Origin of the sequence: Sorangium sp. So ce128, from assembly GCF_051525245.1 — a bacterium.
Classification (GTDB): domain Bacteria; phylum Myxococcota_A; class Polyangia; order Polyangiales; family Polyangiaceae; genus Sorangium; species Sorangium cellulosum_B.
Genome location: NZ_CP150313.1, coordinates 7118100 through 7137211 on the forward strand (window position 1 = coordinate 7118100; position 19112 = coordinate 7137211).

The 19112-nt window shown below is 71.7% G+C and carries 11 protein-coding genes; 5 read left to right on the forward strand and 6 right to left on the reverse strand.

Features of this window, described 5'->3' with window-relative positions; genetic code table 11:
- The first annotated feature begins 545 nt into the window (after nucleotides 1-545).
- The 3 genes from WME82_RS27000 (at nucleotide 546) to WME82_RS27010 (ending at nucleotide 3918) form a co-directional block, all read left to right on the forward strand.
- A complete protein-coding gene (locus tag WME82_RS27000; protein WP_438037648.1) occupies nucleotides 546-2471 on the forward strand; it encodes a c-type cytochrome in 1926 nt (641 codons plus the stop codon).
- 9 nt (nucleotides 2472-2480) lie between these two features.
- On the forward strand, nucleotides 2481-2639 hold the full coding sequence (locus WME82_RS27005) for a hypothetical protein (RefSeq protein WP_438037649.1): 159 nt from the start codon (nucleotides 2481-2483) through the stop codon (nucleotides 2637-2639).
- Between the two features lie 295 nt (nucleotides 2640-2934).
- Nucleotides 2935-3918, forward strand: coding sequence for a hypothetical protein (locus WME82_RS27010; protein WP_438037650.1), 984 nt, complete (start codon nucleotides 2935-2937; stop codon nucleotides 3916-3918).
- Here the strand turns inward: WME82_RS27010 and cobT are convergent.
- The 6 genes from cobT to WME82_RS27040 form a co-directional block, all read right to left on the reverse strand.
- A complete protein-coding gene (gene cobT / locus WME82_RS27015) occupies nucleotides 3870-5717 on the reverse strand; it encodes a nicotinate-nucleotide--dimethylbenzimidazole phosphoribosyltransferase (protein WP_438037651.1) in 1848 nt (615 codons plus the stop codon). The genes WME82_RS27010 and cobT overlap by 49 nt on opposite strands.
- Nucleotides 5718-5903: 186 nt before the next feature.
- The gene (locus WME82_RS27020) at nucleotides 5904-7547 is read right to left on the reverse strand and encodes a flavin-containing monooxygenase (RefSeq protein WP_438037652.1); all 1644 of its coding nucleotides are present in this window, start codon (nucleotides 7545-7547) and stop codon (nucleotides 5904-5906) included.
- A 64-nt stretch (nucleotides 7548-7611) separates the two neighbouring features.
- Nucleotides 7612-8823, reverse strand: coding sequence for an MFS transporter (locus tag WME82_RS27025; protein ID WP_438037653.1), 1212 nt, complete (start codon nucleotides 8821-8823; stop codon nucleotides 7612-7614).
- Nucleotides 8820-9365: a glycine-rich domain-containing protein gene (locus tag WME82_RS27030; protein WP_437849917.1), complete on the reverse strand. Its 546-nt coding sequence runs from the start codon at nucleotides 9363-9365 to the stop codon at nucleotides 8820-8822. Before WME82_RS27030 ends, WME82_RS27025 begins: the two co-directional genes overlap by 4 nt.
- Complete coding sequence (locus tag WME82_RS27035; RefSeq protein WP_437739370.1) at nucleotides 9362-10633, reverse strand: hypothetical protein; 1272 nt, start codon at nucleotides 10631-10633, stop codon at nucleotides 9362-9364. The genes WME82_RS27030 and WME82_RS27035 overlap by 4 nt, the downstream gene beginning before the upstream one ends.
- 137 nt (nucleotides 10634-10770) lie before the next feature.
- Nucleotides 10771-11001: a hypothetical protein gene (locus WME82_RS27040; protein WP_438037654.1), complete on the reverse strand. Its 231-nt coding sequence runs from the start codon at nucleotides 10999-11001 to the stop codon at nucleotides 10771-10773.
- A gap of 331 nt (nucleotides 11002-11332) precedes the next feature.
- Here WME82_RS27040 and WME82_RS27045 point away from each other — a divergent pair, with 331 nt between their 5' ends.
- Both WME82_RS27045 and WME82_RS27050 read left to right on the forward strand, forming a co-directional pair.
- Nucleotides 11333-12229 carry an SDR family oxidoreductase gene (locus tag WME82_RS27045; protein ID WP_438037655.1) on the forward strand — a complete coding sequence of 299 codons (897 nt, stop codon included), beginning with the start codon at nucleotides 11333-11335 and terminating at the stop codon, nucleotides 12227-12229.
- 402 nt (nucleotides 12230-12631) lie between these two features.
- Entirely contained in the window at nucleotides 12632-19009 is a 6378-nt protein-coding gene (locus WME82_RS27050) for a DUF4215 domain-containing protein (RefSeq protein ID WP_438037656.1), read from the forward strand.
- Nucleotides 19010-19112: the final 103 nt, after the last annotated feature.

Consider the following 19112-nt stretch of genomic DNA (forward strand, 5'->3'; position numbering starts at 1 on the left):
TGCCGGGGCGCGCTCAAGGCACAACAGAATTCCGTCGCGACTGTCGAGCGAACGCGCCAACACTGGCCAACACGGACTACGTGCCCGGCGCCGACGGTCGGCGCTCGTCGTCCCAGCGCAGTCGCGTCCGCCGCGTCCGCCGCGTCCGCCGCGTCCGCTCGCTCTTGCACGGATGCTCGCATGGAGGATGGACGCCGGGGCCTTCGCCCGTAGCCGCCTCGCGCGACAGCGGTAGGTCAGTCTTGCAAAGCCTTTCTGCTCCCTGGCCAGCTGGTGCGGCGCCCCTGGGCGCCACGCGGCAGGATCATCATCAGGAGGACCTCAAAGCATTGTCGTCGAGCAGCGGGTCGCTGAACGATCGAGGGAAGCTAGCATGAACTCTTTTTCAATTGTATGAGGGATATGTGTCATCGCGATTTCTGACTTTCCGCGCGGGGCCCGGGCGCATGATCGCGACGGGGGTGCGCGGTGGATCGCCAGCGCGGGCCGGCTCCACCCCGCGATTCCCGAATACTCCGCGAGCAACGACGGCCGGGCTCACCGCCATGGCGGCGGTCAGCGCGGCCGCCATGGCCGCCGTCCTGCTCCTGGGCGAGCGCCCTGCGCTGGCGGATCCGGGGGAGCCGGCCGAGGTCGAGGCGCGCCGCCTCGTCCATGTGCTCGGCTACGTCGCCATGGACTATGGGGGGTGCGTCGCGAACGGCGCCGTCACCAGCGTCATCGAGTATGACGAGCAGCTGGCGCTGCTCGGCGAGGCGATCCATGTCGCCACCCGCATCCAGCCGTCCGCGCTCGAGAGCGGGGCGGGCGACCTCGCGCAGGGCATCGTCGGCGTGCGTGAGCTCGTCGAAGCGAAGGTCGCTGCGGATCGAGTCGCCATCGCGGCCAGGGGCGCGCGCGACCGGGTCGCGTCCGCCTTCCGGCTGGCGGAGGCGCCGCTCTCGCGGCCCGACGCGAAGCGCGGCGCGGCCCTCTACCAGGAGAACTGCGCCACCTGCCACGGCCCGACGGGGCACGCCGATACCCGGCGCGCGGCGAGCCTGGTCCCGCACCCGGCGAACTTCCACGACGCGATCATCGCCGAGCAGCTCGCGCCCATCGGTGTCGAGTCCGCGGTTCGATTCGGCGTCAGCGGCACGGCCATGGTGCCGTTCACCTTTCTCTCCGCCCGCGACCGCTGGGACCTCGCCTTCCACGTCGCCGGCCTCCACCACCCCGAGCCCGGCGAAAGCCCGAGGCCGCTCGATCTGCCGGACTACTCCATGGTCGAGCTCGCGGTCCGCTCCGACGGGGACCTGCGCGCCGAGCTCTCCGCGCGCGGGATCCCCGCCGAGCGGCACGCGGCGCTCCTCGCGGAGCTCCGGCGGCGCGTCGCCTATGGCGGCGAGGCCGCGTCACACCCCCTCTCCATCGCGCGCGCCGCGCTCGACAGGGGGCGCGCCGCGCTGCGCGAGGGCAGGCTCGTCGACGCGCGCGAGGCGCTCAGCACAGCCCAGCTCGACGGCATCGACGTGGCCGAGGCGAGCGTCCGCACCGTGAAGGAGGCGCTCGCGGACGACCTCGGTGACGGCGCCTTCGCCCTTCGAGCGGCGCTCGCGGCAGGCGCGACGACAGACACGCTCGACGCGGGCATGGCCACGCTCCTGCGCGACGCGACCTACGCCGAGGTCGCGCTCGCGCGGTCCGGGGGCGCGCCAGGTCGGCTCGTGGCCCAGGTATCGAGCCGCTTGGCGCTGCGCGAGCTCGCCGCTGCGGCGCTCTTCCTCGCCGCGCTCGCCGCCGTCGCGTCGTCACGGAGCCGGCGTGTCGTCCACGTCGCGTCGGGCGCGGCGCTGCTGCTCGCGCTCGCCGCCTGGGTCGCGGCGGCGCTCGGGCACATGGCCGGCTTCTGGCGAACGCTCACGGCAGGCGCGACGATCTCCCTCGCGCTCGCGGCGCTCGCGGCGCTCGCGGCGCTCGCGGCGCTCGCCGGCGCGGCGGCGCTCGCCCGGCGGCGCGGCGCGCGGCAGGTGCGCTCGCACGATCCATTGCATGGCGGCCTGTCGCGAGGCCGCGGAGCGGCCGTGTTCGCGGCCGCGCTGCTGGCCGGCTTCGGCGCGGCGTTCTCGGCGCTCGACGCCGCGCTCGGGGTGTCGCTCCCCGTCGCCCCGCCCGCCGTGGCCGGGGTGTTGTTCACGCTCGCGCTGCTCGCCGCCGGCGCGGCGCTGGTCGCCCGTGCGAGCCGGGCGGCCGCGCGCCGCTGGGCGAGCCCTCCCGCCTGGCTCGCCTGTCTGCTGTGCGTCCCGCTCGCCGGCCGCGCCGTGGCCGCCTTCCAGCTCTGCGGGTTGTTGCCGCTCCACCGGCTGCCGCTCCCTCGATTCACCGCGCTCGGCATCTACCCTGCGGTCGAGACATGCCTCGTCCAGGCAGCGCTGCTCGGGCTCGCGCTCGCCGGCGCGGCCCGCGGCCGCCGCGCCGAAGGGGCGTGTTGACTCGTGCTCATGACGAGCCACGCCACCGTGAAGGCGGCCGTCGACGCCGTGAATCGCGGAGCCGCGGATTGCCTCTCGAAGCCGTTCGATCACGCCGAGCTCGTCGCCCTCGTCGAGCGCCACCTCGCCAATGCGCGGTCGGGGAAGGGCGCTCCCGCAGCGCCGTGACACGGTCGACGCCACAGGGCTGTCGCCACGGAGCTCGCCAGAGCTGCCGAGTCGCCAACAGGCGATGGCGGAGGCTTCCTCACGCCGACATATCATGTCATGTAGGGAACGGTCGCTCCGCGCACGCGCAGTCGAGCTGCCTTGATTCGACAGGCTGAGCAGCGCTGGCCGGCGAGGGGCCGCCAACCGTTGTCTCGAGCCCGCGCCGCGGCGGCTCGCGTCGCGACCGACGCGCTTCCATTCCGGCACGCAGCGTCCTATCGTGATTGGCTGAAGCTTCTCGGAGATCCCTTCCATGACCATGAACAGCAAGCTGGCTTTTGCGCGGTGGACCAGCGGGTGCCTCATTGCGGTGCTCGGGGTTGGATGTGCCCAGATCTTCGGCTTCGATAAGTTGTACGAGGTCGCGCACGGCAACACCGGAGGCGGTGGCGCTGGCGGCGAAGGCGGCGAAGGCGGGAACGCGGGAGGCGGCGGCGCTGGCGGCGAGGGCAGCACGACCAGCAGCACCAGCGGCACGAACGCGGGAGGCGGCGGCGCTGGCGGCGAAGGCGGCGCCGGCGGGAACGCGGGAGGCGGCGGAGAGGGGGCAGGATGCCCGGAGCCGCCGATGGGCGACCCCACCCTGGAACTGTCGATGATCGACGACATGGAAGATGACAACGACACCATCATCAAAGTGGTGGATGACATGAACCCCCGGCAAGGGGCCTGGTACGTGGCGAACGATGGCGAGGGGACGCAAACGCCCGGAGTGGGCGAGCCGTTCACGATGAGCATCCTCGAGCCGCCGCGCGGCGACAGCACATTGGCAGTGCACGTCGTGGGCGACGACCTGTTTGAGAAGTGGGGTGCCCTGTTCGGCTTCCAGTTGAACAGCGCTTCGGCGTCCAATCAGGGCCTCTACGACGCCTCCGCGTTCAGCGGCATCACCTTCTTTGCCTATGCGGATGGAGCCGCCTCGACGAAGGTGACCGTTGACGTCGCCGACGTGCAGACCTGGAGCAAGGGCGGCATCTGCACCACCGAAGGGGGCGGGTGCGACGATCACTTCACCAGGGTCGTCACGCTGAAGAATTGCTGGACTCAGTTCAAGGTGCCCTTCTCCTCCCTCGCGCAGTCCAGCTGGGGCCAGCAGTTCGAGGCGGTCGACCTGACGAAGATCTGGGCCATCCAGTTTCGCTTCTCGGCGAGCCGTGCATTCAGCGTGTGGATCGACGACGTGGCGTTCTACAAGGAGCCGGCGCCGGAGACGGAACCCGAAGCCACGACCCCGTGAGCGCCGGAGCCGCGCGCGAGCTCGCAACGAGGGTCGAGCCCGCTCAGCGTCGAGACGCAGGTGCCGACGAGGTGCAGCCCGAGCACGGCGCCGATCCCCTCGCCCGCCCATAGGCCCAGGTCGAAGAGCGGATCGAGACCGAGCTCGGTGAGCGCGAGGGCCGCCGCCGGCTCGGCCGAGCGGTGCGCGGCGAGGAGCCATGGCCGGAGCGCTGGGGCCATCCTGACGGCGCAGAGGGCCGCGGTGCACGCCGTCAGCCCGTCGACGACGACGCCCATGCGCAGCCGCGCGGCCTCCAGCGCGAAGCCGGCCATCGCGGCGATCTCCAGCCCACCGACCTTCGCCAGCACATCGAGGGGGTCCGTGGGATCGGGCACGTGAAGCGCGAGCGCGTCGGCGACGACGCCGGCCTTGCGCGCGACGCCCTCCGCATCGAGGCCGGCGCCCTGTGCCGCGAGGCTCGCCGGCTGCGCGCCCGTGAGGGCGCACAGGACGGCTGTCGCCGCGGTCGTGTTGCCGACGCCGATGTCGCCGGCGCCCGCGAGCGTGACGCCCTCCGCGGCGAGCGCGCGGGCGGTCTCGGCGCCCGCCTCCATCGCGCATGCCGCCTCGCCGCGCGTCATCGCCGGCTCGCGCCGCAGGTTGCCGGTGCCACGCCGCACCACCCGCGGCGCCAGCGGGACGACAGGCGCGCACGGCAGCGCCGAGAGATCGCCCGCCAGGCCGACGTCGACCGCGACGAGCCGCACGCCGTGGCGCGCCGCCAGCGCCGAGACCGCCGCGCCCCCGGCCATCACGTTCGCGAGCCTCGCCGCCGTCGCCGGCGAGGGGTGAGCGCTCACGCCCTCGGCGACGACGCCGTGGTCCGCGCAGAACACGGCCAGCCCCGGCGCGGGCAGCGGGAGCGGCAGCTCGCCACGCACGCCGGCCCACCACGCCGCGAGCTGCCCGAGCCGCCCCAGGCTGCCCGCCGGCAGGCCGAGCGTGGCCTGGTGCGCACGGGTGGCCTCCATGGCGGCGGCGTCGAGCGGTGAGATCGCCGTCGTGCGGAGCCATGAGCGCGGCGGCTCGCTCGCGCAGCCCGCCGCGGACGTGCTGGCGTCGTCGCGGTCTTGCCAGATGCCATGTTCGTGGACGACCTCATCGACCGCGCGCCGCTCTCGCCAGCCGCTCTCTTCCAGCATCGGTCGCCGCCGGAACGCGACGGGGTGGCCCAGGCAGAGATACGCAATCGGCTCCACGCCCGGCGGGAGGCGCAGCTCGGCGCGGAGGACGGCGGGCTCCACGATGCTGACCCAGCCGACGCCGACGCCCTCGGCGCGCGCGGCGAGCCAGAGGTTCTGCACCGCGCAGCACGCGCTCGCGCGCACCGCCTCCGGCTGGACGATGGTGCCCAGGATCGCCTCCCCGCGCGGCCTCAGGTCGACCGCGACGCACACGTTGAGCGACGCCTCGAGGATCCCCTCGAGGCGATAGGAGAGGTACTGCTCGCGTCGGCCCTCCGGAAAACGGGCAGCCTCCTCCTGACGGCAGCGAAGGAAGCTCTCGCGGATCCGCGCGCGCTGCGCCTCGTCACGCACCACGACGAAGCCCCAGGGCTGGGAGAATCCCACGCTGGGCGCCAGGTGGGCGGCCTCGAGGATTCGCCGCAGGACATCCCGGTCGAGCGCGCGCCCCGGCTCGAAATGCCGCACGTCCCGCCGCAGGGCAATGACGTCGTAGACCGCCTGCCGCGCTCCCTCGTCGAAGGCGACGACGGCCTCCGGTACCAGGTACGACGGTTCGTGTATGGCGTTCACCGCGGTCAGCTACCACAGTTGGCAGGCGATGGGCAGCCGACGGCCGCGCGCTGCAGATGGCCCCCCTCGCGCGTCTTCCTTCGAGCCAGCGAGCCGCGCCGAGGGGGCTCTGGGCGAGCGGGGACCGCCGTGCTCGGCCTCCGCGCCGATCGCGCCCATCACGAGGGCCACCCCGGTTGGACGCAGCTACCCTGCCCTCGACAGGGAAAACCCCTCGTATCCCCGAGCCGCGACCGCCTCGCACCGCTTTCTGTAGGCGCCGACGCCCCCGGCATAGGGCATGAGGACGCGCGGCTTGCCAGGGATGTTCGCCCCGACGTACCAGGAGCTGGCCAGCGGATACAGCGTGCCGCCGGCCACCTCGTTGGCGTGCGCGACCCACCCCTCCTCCGCCTCGGCGGTGGCCTCGATGCACGCGAAGCCTCGCTCTCGCAGGTACGCGATGCAGTCCGCGATCCATTCCACGTGCTGCTCGATGGAGACGATCGCATTGCTGAACACGGACGGGCTCCCAGGCCCGGTGATCGTGAACAGGTTCGGGAAACCGGCGATGGCGACGCCGAGGTACGTGCGCGGGCCGTCGGCCCACCTCGCCTTGAGCGGCTCGCCGCCCCTCCCGCGCAGCTCGATCCTGGTCAATGCGCCCGTCATGGCATCGAAGCCCGTGGCGAGCACGAGGCTGTCGAGCGCGTACTCCGCGCTCCGCGTCCGGAGCCCCGTCTTCGTGATCTCCTCGATGGGCGACGCCTTGACGTCGACCAGCGTGACGTTCTCCCGGTTGAAGGTCTCGTAATAGCCGGTGTCGACGCAGAGCCGCCGGGTGCCGAGCGGATACCCCCTCGGCGACAGCGCCTCGGCGACGGCAGGGTCGCGGACCGTCGCGCGGATCCGGGATCGGACGAACTCGGCGGCGGTCTCGTTGGCTTCCCGGGACCGCATCACGTCCGAGAACGTGGCGAGGAAGCCGGTGCCGCCCTGCTCCCAGCGAGCCTGATACGCGCGCTCCCGCTCCTCGGGCGGCACCTCCAGCGCGGACCGCGGGTCGACGTCCATGATGACCCCGGCGCGCGTCTCGCGAGCCCTCTGCCGGTGCTCCGCGTAGTTCGCCTTCATCCACGATGCGTAGGCCGCCTCCAGGGGCGCGTTGCGCGCTGGCACGCTGAAGCACGGGGTCCGCTGGAAGACGAAGAGGCGCGCCGCCTGCTCGGCAATGGCGGGGATGACCTGGACGCCGGACGAGCCCGTGCCGATGACGCCGACGCGCTTGCCGGTGAAGTCGACGCCGCCGTGCGGCCAGTGGCTTGTGTGGTATCGCTCGCCCCGGAATGCCTCGAGCCCCTCGATGTCGGGCACCTTCGCGGCGGACAGGCAGCCTGTCGCCATGATCAAGAACCCGGCGGACACGCCGGCGCCGTCGTCGGTCCGGATCACCCACCGCTCCGTCGCCTCGTCGAAGGCGGCCGCGGTCACCCGCGTCCGGAGCCGGATGTGCGCGCGGAGCTCGAACCTGTCCGCGACGTGCTCGAGATAACGCAGGATCTCCGGCTGCGTGGCGTATCGCTCGGTCCACGTCCATTCCTGCTGGAGCTCGGGAGAGAACGAATAGGAGTAGTCCATGCTCGCAATGTCGCAGCGCGCGCCGGGGTAGCGGTTCCAGTACCAGGTGCCGCCCACCCCGTCGCCCGCCTCGTAGACGCGGACCGAGAGGCCGAGCCGGCGCAGGCGGTAGAGCATGTACAGACCCGCGAACCCGGCGCCGACGACGACGGCGTCGACGCGGCCCAGAGGCGCGGGGCTGTCTCCTGAACGATTCGACTGCACGTCAGACATGATGTTCGCCTCCCTCTCCGGACATGGGTGCGCGGGAGGCCGCTCGAGGCCCCGCGCGAACGCTTCAGAGACGCGCGCCGCCCTGCGCCGGCGCCGGGCGTGGGGCGCGGTGGACGCGAAGGGCGAGCGCCATCAAGCTCAGGACCAGCACCACCCCGAGGTGCACGAGGCCGCCCCACCCCAGCGCCGACAGGAGCGCACCGGACGCGAGCGACGCCGCGCCGCTGGCGGCGAACACGCACAGATCATTGACGCCCTGCGCCCGGAAACGCTCGGGGCCGGACCGGCTGCGCGCGACCAGGGTCGTCGCGGTCACGAACACATAACACCACCCGACCCCGACCAGCGAGAGCCCGACCAGGTGCCCTTCGAGCCCTGGAGCCAGGCTGATCACGAACCCCGCCAGCAGGAAAAGCAGCCCGAGCCCCTGGAGCGCCGCGATCGACATCCGCTTCAGGAGGGCGCCGACCGAGAGCGAAGGCAGGTACATGCTCAGGAGGTGCACCTCGATCACCCAGCCCGCCTGCCGGATCGATCTCTGCTCGACGCCGCACATCTGGAGCGGCGTCGGCACCATGATCAGGCTCATCACGAGGAATGCGCCGGCGCCCATCGCCACCATGGGCCAGTACAGCGCGCGAGCCCCCGCGTCGGGCGCGGCGGAGGCCTCCGCGACCCGCGCTTCCTGCGGCCGGTACGACGCGAACGCGAGCGCCGCGACGACCTGGAGCGCCGAAAGGACGAGCAGGGCAGAGGGCAGCTCGCTGGACGTCCGTCCTTCCAGCAGGCCGAAGAGCGAGATGCCAGGGACGATGCCGAGCGCGCTGGCGAGCTGGATCATGGTCAAGAGGCGCGGCGCCCGATGGCTCTCCTGCCCTTCGAGGATCGCGAAGCGGTACTGCTGCACGAAGGCGCCGTGCAGGCCGACGCCGGAGACCGCCGCGCAGAACAGCGGGAGATCGGAGCGGTCCACCGCGCGCGCCGCGAGCGCGAGGCAGCCGGCGGACAGGAGCGCCGCGGCGATGAAGCAGGGCTTGCGCCCGAAGCGGCGCATCAGCTGGCTGGCCGGCCAGGTGCCCAGGGCCGAGGACAGCACGAGCACGGCCACCGGGAGCGTCGCGAGCCGCATGTCCCGCGCGAGCCGCTCACCCACCACGCTGCCGACGAACTGGACCGACACCACGGAAGCGATCCCCAGGACCTGGCAAAGCAGCAGGACCAGCGTGTTGACGGACGCGGCGGGCGCGGGCGCAGCGACAACGGCCTGACGGCTCAACGGACGCGCTCCACGGAAGGCAGGGCGGCCCCGTTCCCCGCGTCGAGCGCTGCGATCGCCTCGAGGGAGAGGCCCAGGCGCTCGTGGAGGAAGCGCACCATCGTCCAGTGAGGCAGCGCGCCCTCGTCGAAGGGGCCGAACTCGTCGCGGTAGAGCGGCAGCCAGCGCAGCGCCTCCTCGATCGCCTGCTCCCGGCTGACCTGCCCCTCCTGATAGTCCTCGTAGGGCAGGCTGCGGTGATGGATGAAGAAGCGCCCCGGGAGGCGCTCCTCGCAGAGCTCGCGGTACTCCCGCGTCTGCAAGATCAGGTAATGCCAGACCTCGTCGATCGCCTGCTCCACCGGCAGGAACAGCCCGGCCAGCGGCTCCGGATAGCGCGATATCAGGTAGAGGTACCGCAGGCATTCGAGCACCTGACGCTCGACATAAGCGGGCTCCTCGCCGGTGGTCCGCACGAAATGGCGCACCACGCCGGCGAAGAACGCGCCGTCGAGCCGCGCCTTCAGCGCGGCGGCCGTCACCCTGGGTCGTTCCGTCGTCACGAGCCACCTCGCTCCGCGGCCTCGCCGCCCTGCACCAGCCATGCGTACTTCCCGGACTTGCCGATCGCGAGTTGGGCGCGGTGCTCGACGACGCAGTCGAGGCCGGCGCCCTCCCAGATCCGCTCTCGCAGCGCGCGCGCCGCGGCCGGGCCGACGGGCGCGCCGTCGAAGGTGGTATAGAGCAATCGGCCCCGCCGCCGTCCCTCCGCGTGGAGCTGATAGACGAAGACGGACGGCGCGGAGACGGCGATCCAGTCATCGAGATCGGCCTGCGAGATCGGTCCCCTCTCCTGGGCCCAGAGGAGCTCCCGCTCGCGCCCGCAGAACCGGCGGATCCGGAGCGGATCGGGGGAGCCGTCGACCGTCTCGGCGCAGTCGCCCGAGCGATAGCGGATGAGCGGCATGCAGGGGTTGCGCACGCTCGAGACGATGAGGCTGTAGATCGCGCTGCCCTCCTCGACAGGGATCAGCTCCAGGTGCATCTGGTCGAGGTAAGGCCAGTAGCGGCCGTGACGATCGCTGTAATACAGATATCCGAGCTCGGTGCTGCCGAACAGGTCGACGATCGGGCACTCGACGTGCTCCGCCAGGAACCGCCGCACGTTCCTCGGCGTGAGCTCGTAGGCGTGAACGATGCTCGCCGGCCTCGGAAAGCGCTCCCACGCTCCGATGTCCATGGCCTTCTTCACCAGGTGAGCGAGGTGGTAGCCATCGCAGTCGAGGTGGTAAAGACGTCGCGGATGCGCCTCTCGGACGGCGCTCATCTCGTCGAGCATGCGCTCGACATCGCCGCGATCCCAGAGCGCCGGGTCGAGCCGCAGGTTGATATAGAGCGTCCGCTCGTCGAGCCGGCGCTCCTCGAGGCTGGGGAGCGCCGGCGCCTCGGCGCCGCGCCGCCTCGCGGCGAGCCGCGCCACGTGCTCGGTCGCCAGCACCGTGGTGATCGAGACGCGCTGGCAGCCCTCATGCCAGGTGACCGCGATGTCGGGGTGCTCGCTCCACAGGCGGTAGTACGACTTCAGAAGGAAGAAAGGCGGGCGGATGATCTGCATCCGCGCGTGGTTGGTCCCGGTCGAGAGCACGAGCTCCGCCTCGCCGACCTTCAGCGCCTCGGCGAGCCTCGGGGTCATCCAGTTGTCCGGAAAGCCTCTTGCGATCTCCGGCTTGTCCAGGATCGGGAAAGAGCCCCTCTCGATCGACTGTCGGTAGATAGGGATGTCCCTGACCTGATCGATCATCGCCGCGAGCGTCGGTCCGTGGGCGTCCATCGGTCGACTCCAGGAAAAAGGTTGAACAGCCATCGAGAAGCGCAGCCCCCATCGGTCCGGGCGCGCGCGAGCGAGGCAGAAGACCACGGCAAGATGAACATGGTCCCGCCGCCTCGCTCGCGGCCCCGGCGGCTCCGTCAGCTGATGCAGCCGGCCTTCTTCGAGATACAGCCTTCCTTCCGCGAGATGCAGCCGGCCTTCTTCGAGATGCAGCCCGCCTTCCGCGAGATGCAGCCGGCCTTCTTCGAGATACAGCCTTCCTTCCGCGAGATGCAGCCGGCGTCGAGGGTCGGCCCACCGGACGTGTTGGCCGCGATCCACTGCTTCCAGAGACGATCCTGGGCGATCTTCCGAATCAGGTGTTCCATTCGAACCTCCGATGATGTGATGGTGGACGATGCAACCACGGCGCACACGTCCACGACCCGCGCAGGGCGGCGGTCGTGTGCTCGACGGTCCGGCAGACACCATTTGTGGGCAGCCCGACCGTCTGGCTGACTATACGGTTCAACCCAAAGGGGTCAAGGCGGGCAATCCGTGGGTGGATCGCGCCGCCCGGCCATCCGCCGAGTCGGCCGCTCCAGGACCAATGGAACTATCTTGGCGCGCGGCCATTCCGACGATCACCGTTCGCCGGTTCCACCGGGGGGATCCAGCGCGATACGCTCCTTGCTCCCCCTTTCGAAAGCGAGCGAGAGAATGACCCGAGAGCTCCGTTCCCTCATCACAGGATCCAGCAGCGGCTTCGGCCGCGCGACCGCCGTCACCCTCGCCCGCGCGGGACACCGCGTCTTCGCCGGGATGCGCGCGATCACGTCGAAGAACGCGGGGCCGGCGTCCGAGCTCGCGGAGCTCGCCGCGCGCGAGGGGCTCGCGCTCCGCGTGATCGAGCTCGACGTGACGAGCGACGCCTCGGTCGACGCGGGCGTGGCGCGCGTGCTCGACGAGGCGGGCGGCGTCGACGTCGCGATCAACAACGCGGGCGTCCTGTCGCAGGGGCCGATCGAGGCGTTCACCGTGGCGCAGGCCGAGGCGACGTTCCAGGTGAACTACCTCGGCGCCGTGCGCGTCAACCGCGCCGTGCTGCCCGCGATGCGGCGGCAGAAGAGCGGCCTCCTCGTCCACGTGAGCAGCGCCGTCGGGCGGGTCGCGACGCCGCTCTTCGGCCATTACAGCGCGAGCAAGTTCGCGCTGGAGGCGATGGCCGAGTGCACAAGTTACGAGCTCGCGCCGCTCGGGATCGACGTCGCCATCGTGGAGCCGGGCGCGTTCCCGACGACCGGCGTGATGACCAACGCGATGCAGGCCGACGAGGCCCGAGCGGCGGAGTATGGCGCCCTGTTCGCGCTCGCCGCGGAGCTGTGGAAGCCGGTGATCGAGACGATGAAGCGCCAGGGTCCGCCAGACCCGCAGCAGGTCGCGGACGCGATCCTGAAGCTCACGGAGCTGCCGGCCGGGGAGCGGCCGCTGCGCACCGTGCTCGACCCGCTGGGCAACGGCGCCGCGGAGGAGATCAACCGCAGGACCGAGGACGTGCAGCGGGCGTACATCGAGTGGATGGGCCTCGGCGGCGTGCTCAGGCGAGCCGGCGGATAGCGCGCAGCAGCCGGGATCCGCGGGGCGCGGAGATCTCCGCGCCTTCTTGGGACACAAACCATCTCCGCGCTCCCGTCACAGCGCGATTGTCAAGACCGAACCGGGCTGCCAGCCTGGCTCGCGCGCCTGTGCACCAGCAGCTGAAATGAAGCACCGTGTCCATCCGTCGCTGCGTCGCGCAACGCGCGTCATTCGTCAACGGTGCTCCGCAGACTCCGCTGCGAACGGGCGCTCCTGCGGGTGTGGCCGAGTGGCGCAGGATGAAGTGATTTTCGTCTAGGGGTGCGAAGGGCGGCCGGGCTACCCTGGAGACGGGTCGTCGGCCTTTCTGCCCGAGCGCAGCCGCTCGTGTTCGTCCTGGTCCTGCCCGAGCGCAGCCGCTCGTGTTCGTCGAGGTGTGTCGTGAGGTTGAGAACGTCTTATCTGGCTTTGGCCGTGGGATTGCTGCACATAGTCGCCGCCTGTGGAGGGGGCGCGCCCTCCACCACGGGCGATCCTGGCGTAGGCGGCGCGGGGAGCGTGACCTCCAGCGGCTCCGGCGACGGCGGCGGTGGCAGTGACTTCGGCTCGGGCGTCGCCTCCGGCGGCGGCGGAAGCGGCGGCGGGCCCGATCCCTGCGCCGTCGACGACCCGCCCCCCGAGTGCCTCTTGCCCCAGGAGCCCGCCTGCGGCGACGGCGAGATCAACCAGGCCAGCGAGGCGTGCGACGACGGCAACAGCCTGCCCGGCGATTGCTGTTCCGGTCTGTGCGAGATCGAGCCTTACTGTGCATGTCCGACGCCCGGCGAGCCGTGCGTGCTGACCATCGCCTGCGGCGATGGCGTGGTCGATCCGGGCGAGTTCTGCGACGACGGCAACACCGCAGACGGCGACGGCTGCAGCGCAGACTGCATCTTCGTCGATCCCTCGTACGTCTGTCCGAGGCCGGGCGAGGCGTGCACGCTGCTCTACGACTGCGGCGATGGCCGCGTGAACGGCTCCGAGGAGTGCGACGACCGCAACGAGACGTCCGGTGACGGCTGCGCCGCGGACTGCAAGCGGGAGGCGGGCTTCGTGTGCCCGAAGCCCGGGCAGCCGTGCGAGCGCCTGCCGGTCTGCGGCAACGGGGTCAAGGAGGCCGGCGAGCTCTGCGACGACGGCAACGCCGCGAGCGGCGACGGCTGTTCGAGCCTCTGCCGACAGGAGTCCTTCTACGTCTGCACGACGCCGGGACAGCCCTGCGAGCTCCTGATCCGGTGCGGCGACGGCGCGGTGGATCCGGGCGAGCTCTGCGACGACGGCAACGCCCAGGGCGGCGACGGCTGCAGCGCCGACTGCAAGACGCTGGACCCGCTTTACGCGTGCTCCGAGCCGGGGAAGCCCTGCATCCTCCTCTATCGCTGCGGCGACGGGCGCGTGAACAACGGCGAGCAGTGCGAGGACGGCGACGACCCGCCCGCCTCCGGCGACGGCTGCAGCGCGACCTGCATGCGCGAGCCCGGCTTCGTGTGCTCGCGGCCCGGGCAGCCGTGCGAGCTCCTGCCGGTCTGCGGCAACGGCGCCCTGGAGAGCGGCGAGCAGTGCGACGACGGCAACACCGCGAGCGGCGACGGCTGCTCGAGCCTGTGCCGGCAGGAGTCCTTCTACACCTGCCCGACGCCGGGGCGGCCCTGCACCCTCCTCTACTGGTGCGGCGACGGCGCGATCAACCCGGGCGAGGTCTGCGACGACGGCAATACGGTGGGCGGCGACGGCTGCAGCGCCGACTGCAGCGCGGTGGACCCGATCTACACATGCCCCAGGCCGGGTCAGCCCTGCACCCGCCTCTACTGGTGCGGTGACGGCCGCGTGAACGAGGGCGAGCAGTGCGAGGACGGGAACACCCGGAGCGGCGACGGCTGCAGCGCGAGCTGCATGCGCGAGGAGGGGTATCAGTGCAGCCGCCCCGGCCAGCCGTGCACCCGGCCGCCGGCCTGCGGCAACGGCCTCAAGGAGACCGGCGAGCAGTGCGATGACGGCAACACCGCGGGCGGCGACGGCTGCTCGAGCCTGTGCCGGCAGGAGTCCTTCTACAGCTGCCCGACCCCGGGCCAGCCCTGCGAGTTCTTGATCCGGTGCGGCGACGGCGTGCTCAGCCCGGGCGAGGTCTGCGACGACGGCAACGCCGTGGGCGGCGACGGCTGCAGCGCCGACTGCAGCGGGGTGGACCCGATCTACACGTGCACCACGCCGGGTCAGCCCTGCACCATCAACTACTGGTGCGGCGACGGCCGCGTGAACGACGGCGAGCAGTGCGAGGACGGCGACTCCCCGCCTGCGTCCGGCGACGGCTGCAGCGCGGACTGCATGCGCGAGCCGGGGTATCAGTGCAGCCGGCCGGGCCAGCCGTGCACGCGGCTGCCGGCCTGCGGCAACGGCCTCAAGGAGACCGGCGAGCAGTGCGATGACGGCAACACCGCGGGCGGCGACGGCTGCTCGAGCCTGTGCCGGCAGGAGTCCTTCTACAGCTGCCCGACCCCGGGCCAGCCCTGCGTGCTCCTGTTCCGGTGCGGCGATGGCGCCGTGAACCCCGGCGAGATCTGCGACGACGGCAACACCGCGGGCGGCGACGGCTGCAGCGCGGATTGCAAGACGGTGGACCCGGCGTACGTGTGCCCCGAGCCGGGCAGGGCCTGCGTCCTCGTCTACCAGTGCGGCGATGGGCGGGTGAACAACGGCGAGGAGTGCGACGACGGCGACTCCGCGTCGGGCGACGGCTGCACGGCGGATTGCCGGCTCGAGGAGGGCTGGATCTGCAAGCCCGGCCAGCCCTGCACCGTGAGGACCTATTGCGGCGACGGCGCGGTGCAGCTCGGCGAGCAGTGCGACGACGGCGGCGGGGAAAACCCTGTCGGCGGCGACGGCTGCACCGCTCAGTGCAAGATCGAGGTCGGCTGGACGTGCCCGCCGGGCGGCGGGCGCTGCACCCCGCCGCCGCCGCCCGTGTGCGGCGACGGCAAGATCGGCGGCACCGAGGTGTGCGACGACGGGAAGCAGCCCCCGGCGAGCGGCGACGGCTGCAGCGCCGACTGCCAGACGATCGAGGACGGGTGGGATTGCTCGCGCGTCGGGTTCCCCTGCAAGACCGTCTGCGGAGACGGGTTCAAGAACGGCGCCGAGCAGTGCGACGACGGCAATCCCTTCTCGGACGACGGCTGCGACGAGACCTGCCGGATCGAGCCGGGAAGCGTCTGCGACAACGGAGAGCCCCAGGACTGCACGGGCTTCTCCGTCTGCGGCAACGCCATCCGCGAGGGCGCCGAGCCCTGCGACGACGGCAACGGCAACTGGCGCGACGGCTGCACGCCGGACTGCAAGGGCGAGCCGGACTGCAGCGGCGGCGCGTGCATCTCGAAGTGCGGCGACGGCATGCTCCTGCCCGGCGACGCCACCGAGGCGTGCGACGACGGCAACACCGTGAGCGGCGACGGATGCTCCGCGACGTGCACGATCGAGCCGGGCTACACCTGCGCCGTTCAGCCCAGCGAGATGCGGCTGCCGATGGTCATCCGCGACTTCATCGGCTGGTATCCGGAGGGCAACACCAGCAGCTCGAACAACACCCAATGCGACGCCAACCTGACGGACGGCCTCATCGGGCACTTCGATTTCGAGATCACGGGCAACGGGCAGACCGACTACACCGTCCAGACGACGCTCGACAGCGCGGGCAAGCCCGTGAATGCGTACGGCGCCGGCCCCTTCCTGCCGACCGCGAACACCGGCTGGACCACGGGGCAATCCAACTTCCAGTGGTGGTACCGGGACAACCCGACGTACAACAGGACGCTCGTCACCACCATCGAGCTGCTCCCAAACGCCGGCAGGTACGTGTACCAGCGGAACCCGTTCTGGCCGGTGGACCGCACCCCGCCGGGCGGCGATCCCGTGCTCAACAACCTGGTCTCCGCCGGGCTGGAGCGGGCGCAGAACGACGGGCACAACTTCTACTTCACGAGCGAGGTCCGGTACTGGTTCCAGTTCACGCCAAACGGCGCCGCGGCCGACCCGGTGCTCACCTTCTTCGGTGACGACGACGTCTGGGTGTTCATCAAGAACACGCTGACCGCGGACATCGGCGGCATCCACGGGCAGCTCCAGGAGAGCGTGACCATCCTCGATAATGGCGACGCACGCGTGACCCCGTGCGGCACCGCTGCCGGCTGCACGAACCGGGGCACCACGTACGAGGTCGACCTGAACCTCGAGCCGGGCAAGGTCTACGAGATCGCGGTGTTCCAGGCCGAGCGCCACGTCACCGGGTCGAACTACCAGCTCACGCTGTCGGGCTTCAGCGCCGGCACGTCGGTGTGCACGCCGCAGTGCGGGGTCGACCCGCCGGTCGTGACGCCGGGCGAGGAGTGCGACGACGGCAGCGAGAACGGGACGGGCTACGGCCAGTGCAACAACTGCCAGCTCGGTCCGTACTGCGGCGACGGCCAGAGGAACGGCATGGAGACCTGCGACAACGGGGTCAACAACAGCACGTACGCCAACGCCTCGAACGCCTGCGCGCCGGGGTGCGTGGCCCCGCCCCGGTGCGGCGACGGCGCGGTCAACGCGCCGTACGAGGCGTGCGATCTCGGCTCCGGCAACACGGCGAACGGCTACGGCGGCTGCACGCGCGAGTGCCAGATCGGGCCGTTCTGCGGCGACGGCAGGAGGAACGGCGCCGAGGGGTGCGATGACGGCGTCAACGACGGCTTCTACGGCACCTGCAACCCGAACTGCACGCCGGCGGCGATGTGCGGCGACAACCGCGTCGACGCCGACTGGGGCGAGGAGTGCGACAGCACGACCGACGCGAACTGCGTGAGCTGCCAGCGCGGCGAGCACTGCGGCGACGGGGCCACGCAGCGGGACCTCGGCGAGGAGTGCGACGACGGCGTCAACGACGGCGGGTACGGCCAGTGCGGGCTCTCGTGCCTCTACGGGCCGCGCTGCGGCGACGGCATCGTCCAGCCCGAGGAAGAGCGCTGCGACCTCGGCAGCGGGCAGAACACCGGCGGGTACGGCGGGTGCACCGCGACCTGCAACTACGGTCCGTACTGCGGCGACGGCATCAGGAACGGCGCCGAGGGGTGCGACGACGGCGTGAACGACGGCGCTTACGGCACCTGCAACGCGAACTGCACGGCGGCCCCGAGGTGCGGCGACAACCGCGTCGACGCCGATTGGGGCGAGGAGTGCGACAACGCGGCCGACCCGAACTGCCTGAACTGCCAGCTCCCCCCGCAGTGCGGCAACGGGATCACGCAGCCGGCCCTCGGCGAGGAGTGCGATGACGGCGTCAACGACGGCGGCTACGGCCAGTGCGGCCTCGCGTGCCTCTACGGGCCGCGCTGCGGCGACGGCATCGTCCAGCCCGAGGAGGAGCGCTGCGACCTCGGCAGCGCGCAGAACACCGGCGGGTACGGCGGGTGCACCGCCTCCTGCAACTACGGTCCGTACTGCGGCGACGGCATCAGGAACGGCGCCGAGGGGTGCGACGACGGCGTGAACGACGGCGCGTACGGCACCTGCAACCCGAGCTGCACGCCGGCGCCGAGGTGCGGTGACAACCGCGTCGACACCGAGTGGGGCGAGGAGTGCGACAACGCGGCTGACCCGAACTGCGTGAGCTGCCGGCTCCCCGCGCAGTGCGGCAACGGGATCACGCAGCCGGCCCTCGGCGAGGAGTGCGACGACGGCGTCAACGACGGCGGGTACGGCCAGTGCGGCCCCGCGTGCCTCTACGGGCCGCGCTGCGGCGACGGCATCGTCCAGCCCACCGAGGAGGACTGCGATCTCGGCAGCGGGCAGAACACCGGCGGGTACGGCGGGTGCACCGCGACCTGCGACTACGGGCCGTACTGCGGCGACGGCATCAGGAACGGCGCCGAGGCGTGCGACGACGGCGTGAACGACGGCACCTACGGCACCTGCGCGCCGGCTTGCACGCCGGCGCCGAGGTGCGGCGACAACCGCGTCGACGCGGACTGGGGCGAGGAGTGCGACAGCGCGACCGACCCGAACTGCGTGAGCTGCCGGCTCGGCGCGCACTGCGGCGACGGGGTGATCCAGCCGCAGTTCGGCGAGGAGTGCGACGACGGGATCAACGACGGCGAGTACGGCAAGTGCGGGCCCTCGTGCATCTTCGGGCCGCGCTGCGGTGACGGCATCGTCCAGCCCGCGGAGGAGGACTGCGATCTCGGCGAGGGCGAGAACAGCGGCGAATACAACGGGTGCGATGTCCTCTGCCAGTACGGGCCGTACTGCGGCGACGGCCGCGTCAACGGCGCCGAGACCTGCGACGACGGCGTGAACGACGGCTTCTACGGGAGCTGCATGCCCGACTGCAGCCCGGCGGCGAAGTGCGGTGACCGCCGCGTCGACGAGGAGTGGGGCGAGCAGTGCGATCCCCCGAACGAGGCCGCGGGCTGCAGCAACAACTGCCGCGTCGGCGGGCAGTGCGGCGACGGCGTGGTCCAGCCCGGCGAGCAGTGCGACGACGGCAAGAACGACGGCGGCTACGGCCAGTGCGGCCCGCGCTGCCAGCTCGGCCCGCGCTGCGGCGACGGCATCCGCAACGGCCCGGAGCAGTGCGACGACGGCGACGGCAACAACACCGGCGGCTACGGCAAGTGCGCGCCGGGCTGCGTCTACGGCCCGTACTGCGGCGACGGCAAGGTGCAGAGCGTCTACGAGGCGTGCGACGACGGCAACCGCACGGGCGGCGACGGCTGCAGCCTGACCTGCCAGTTCGACGGGTTCCCCAACTGATCGAGCGAAGGCGGGCGCGCGGGGCGAAGGCGTCGTTCGACGCCTCCCCCGCGGGCCCGCAACCCCGGCGCCGCACGGCGCGTCGCTCGGGTCGACCTCCTCC

Excerpts from the sequence above, each read along its gene's own strand:
- WME82_RS27045 (WP_438037655.1), top strand. The coding sequence starts at position 11,333 with ATGACCCGAGAGCTCCGTTCCCTCATCACAGGATCCAGCAGCGGCTTC.
- WME82_RS27000 (WP_438037648.1), top strand. The coding sequence starts at position 546 with ATGGCGGCGGTCAGCGCGGCCGCCATGGCCGCCGTCCTGCTCCTGGGC.
- WME82_RS27020 (WP_438037652.1), bottom strand. The coding sequence starts at position 7,547 with ATGTCTGACGTGCAGTCGAATCGTTCAGGAGACAGCCCCGCGCCTCTG.
- WME82_RS27035 (WP_437739370.1), bottom strand. The coding sequence starts at position 10,633 with ATGGACGCCCACGGACCGACGCTCGCGGCGATGATCGATCAGGTCAGG.
- WME82_RS27040 (WP_438037654.1), bottom strand. The coding sequence starts at position 11,001 with ATGGAACACCTGATTCGGAAGATCGCCCAGGATCGTCTCTGGAAGCAG.
- WME82_RS27010 (WP_438037650.1), top strand. The coding sequence starts at position 2,935 with ATGACCATGAACAGCAAGCTGGCTTTTGCGCGGTGGACCAGCGGGTGC.
- WME82_RS27005 (WP_438037649.1), top strand. The coding sequence starts at position 2,481 with ATGACGAGCCACGCCACCGTGAAGGCGGCCGTCGACGCCGTGAATCGC.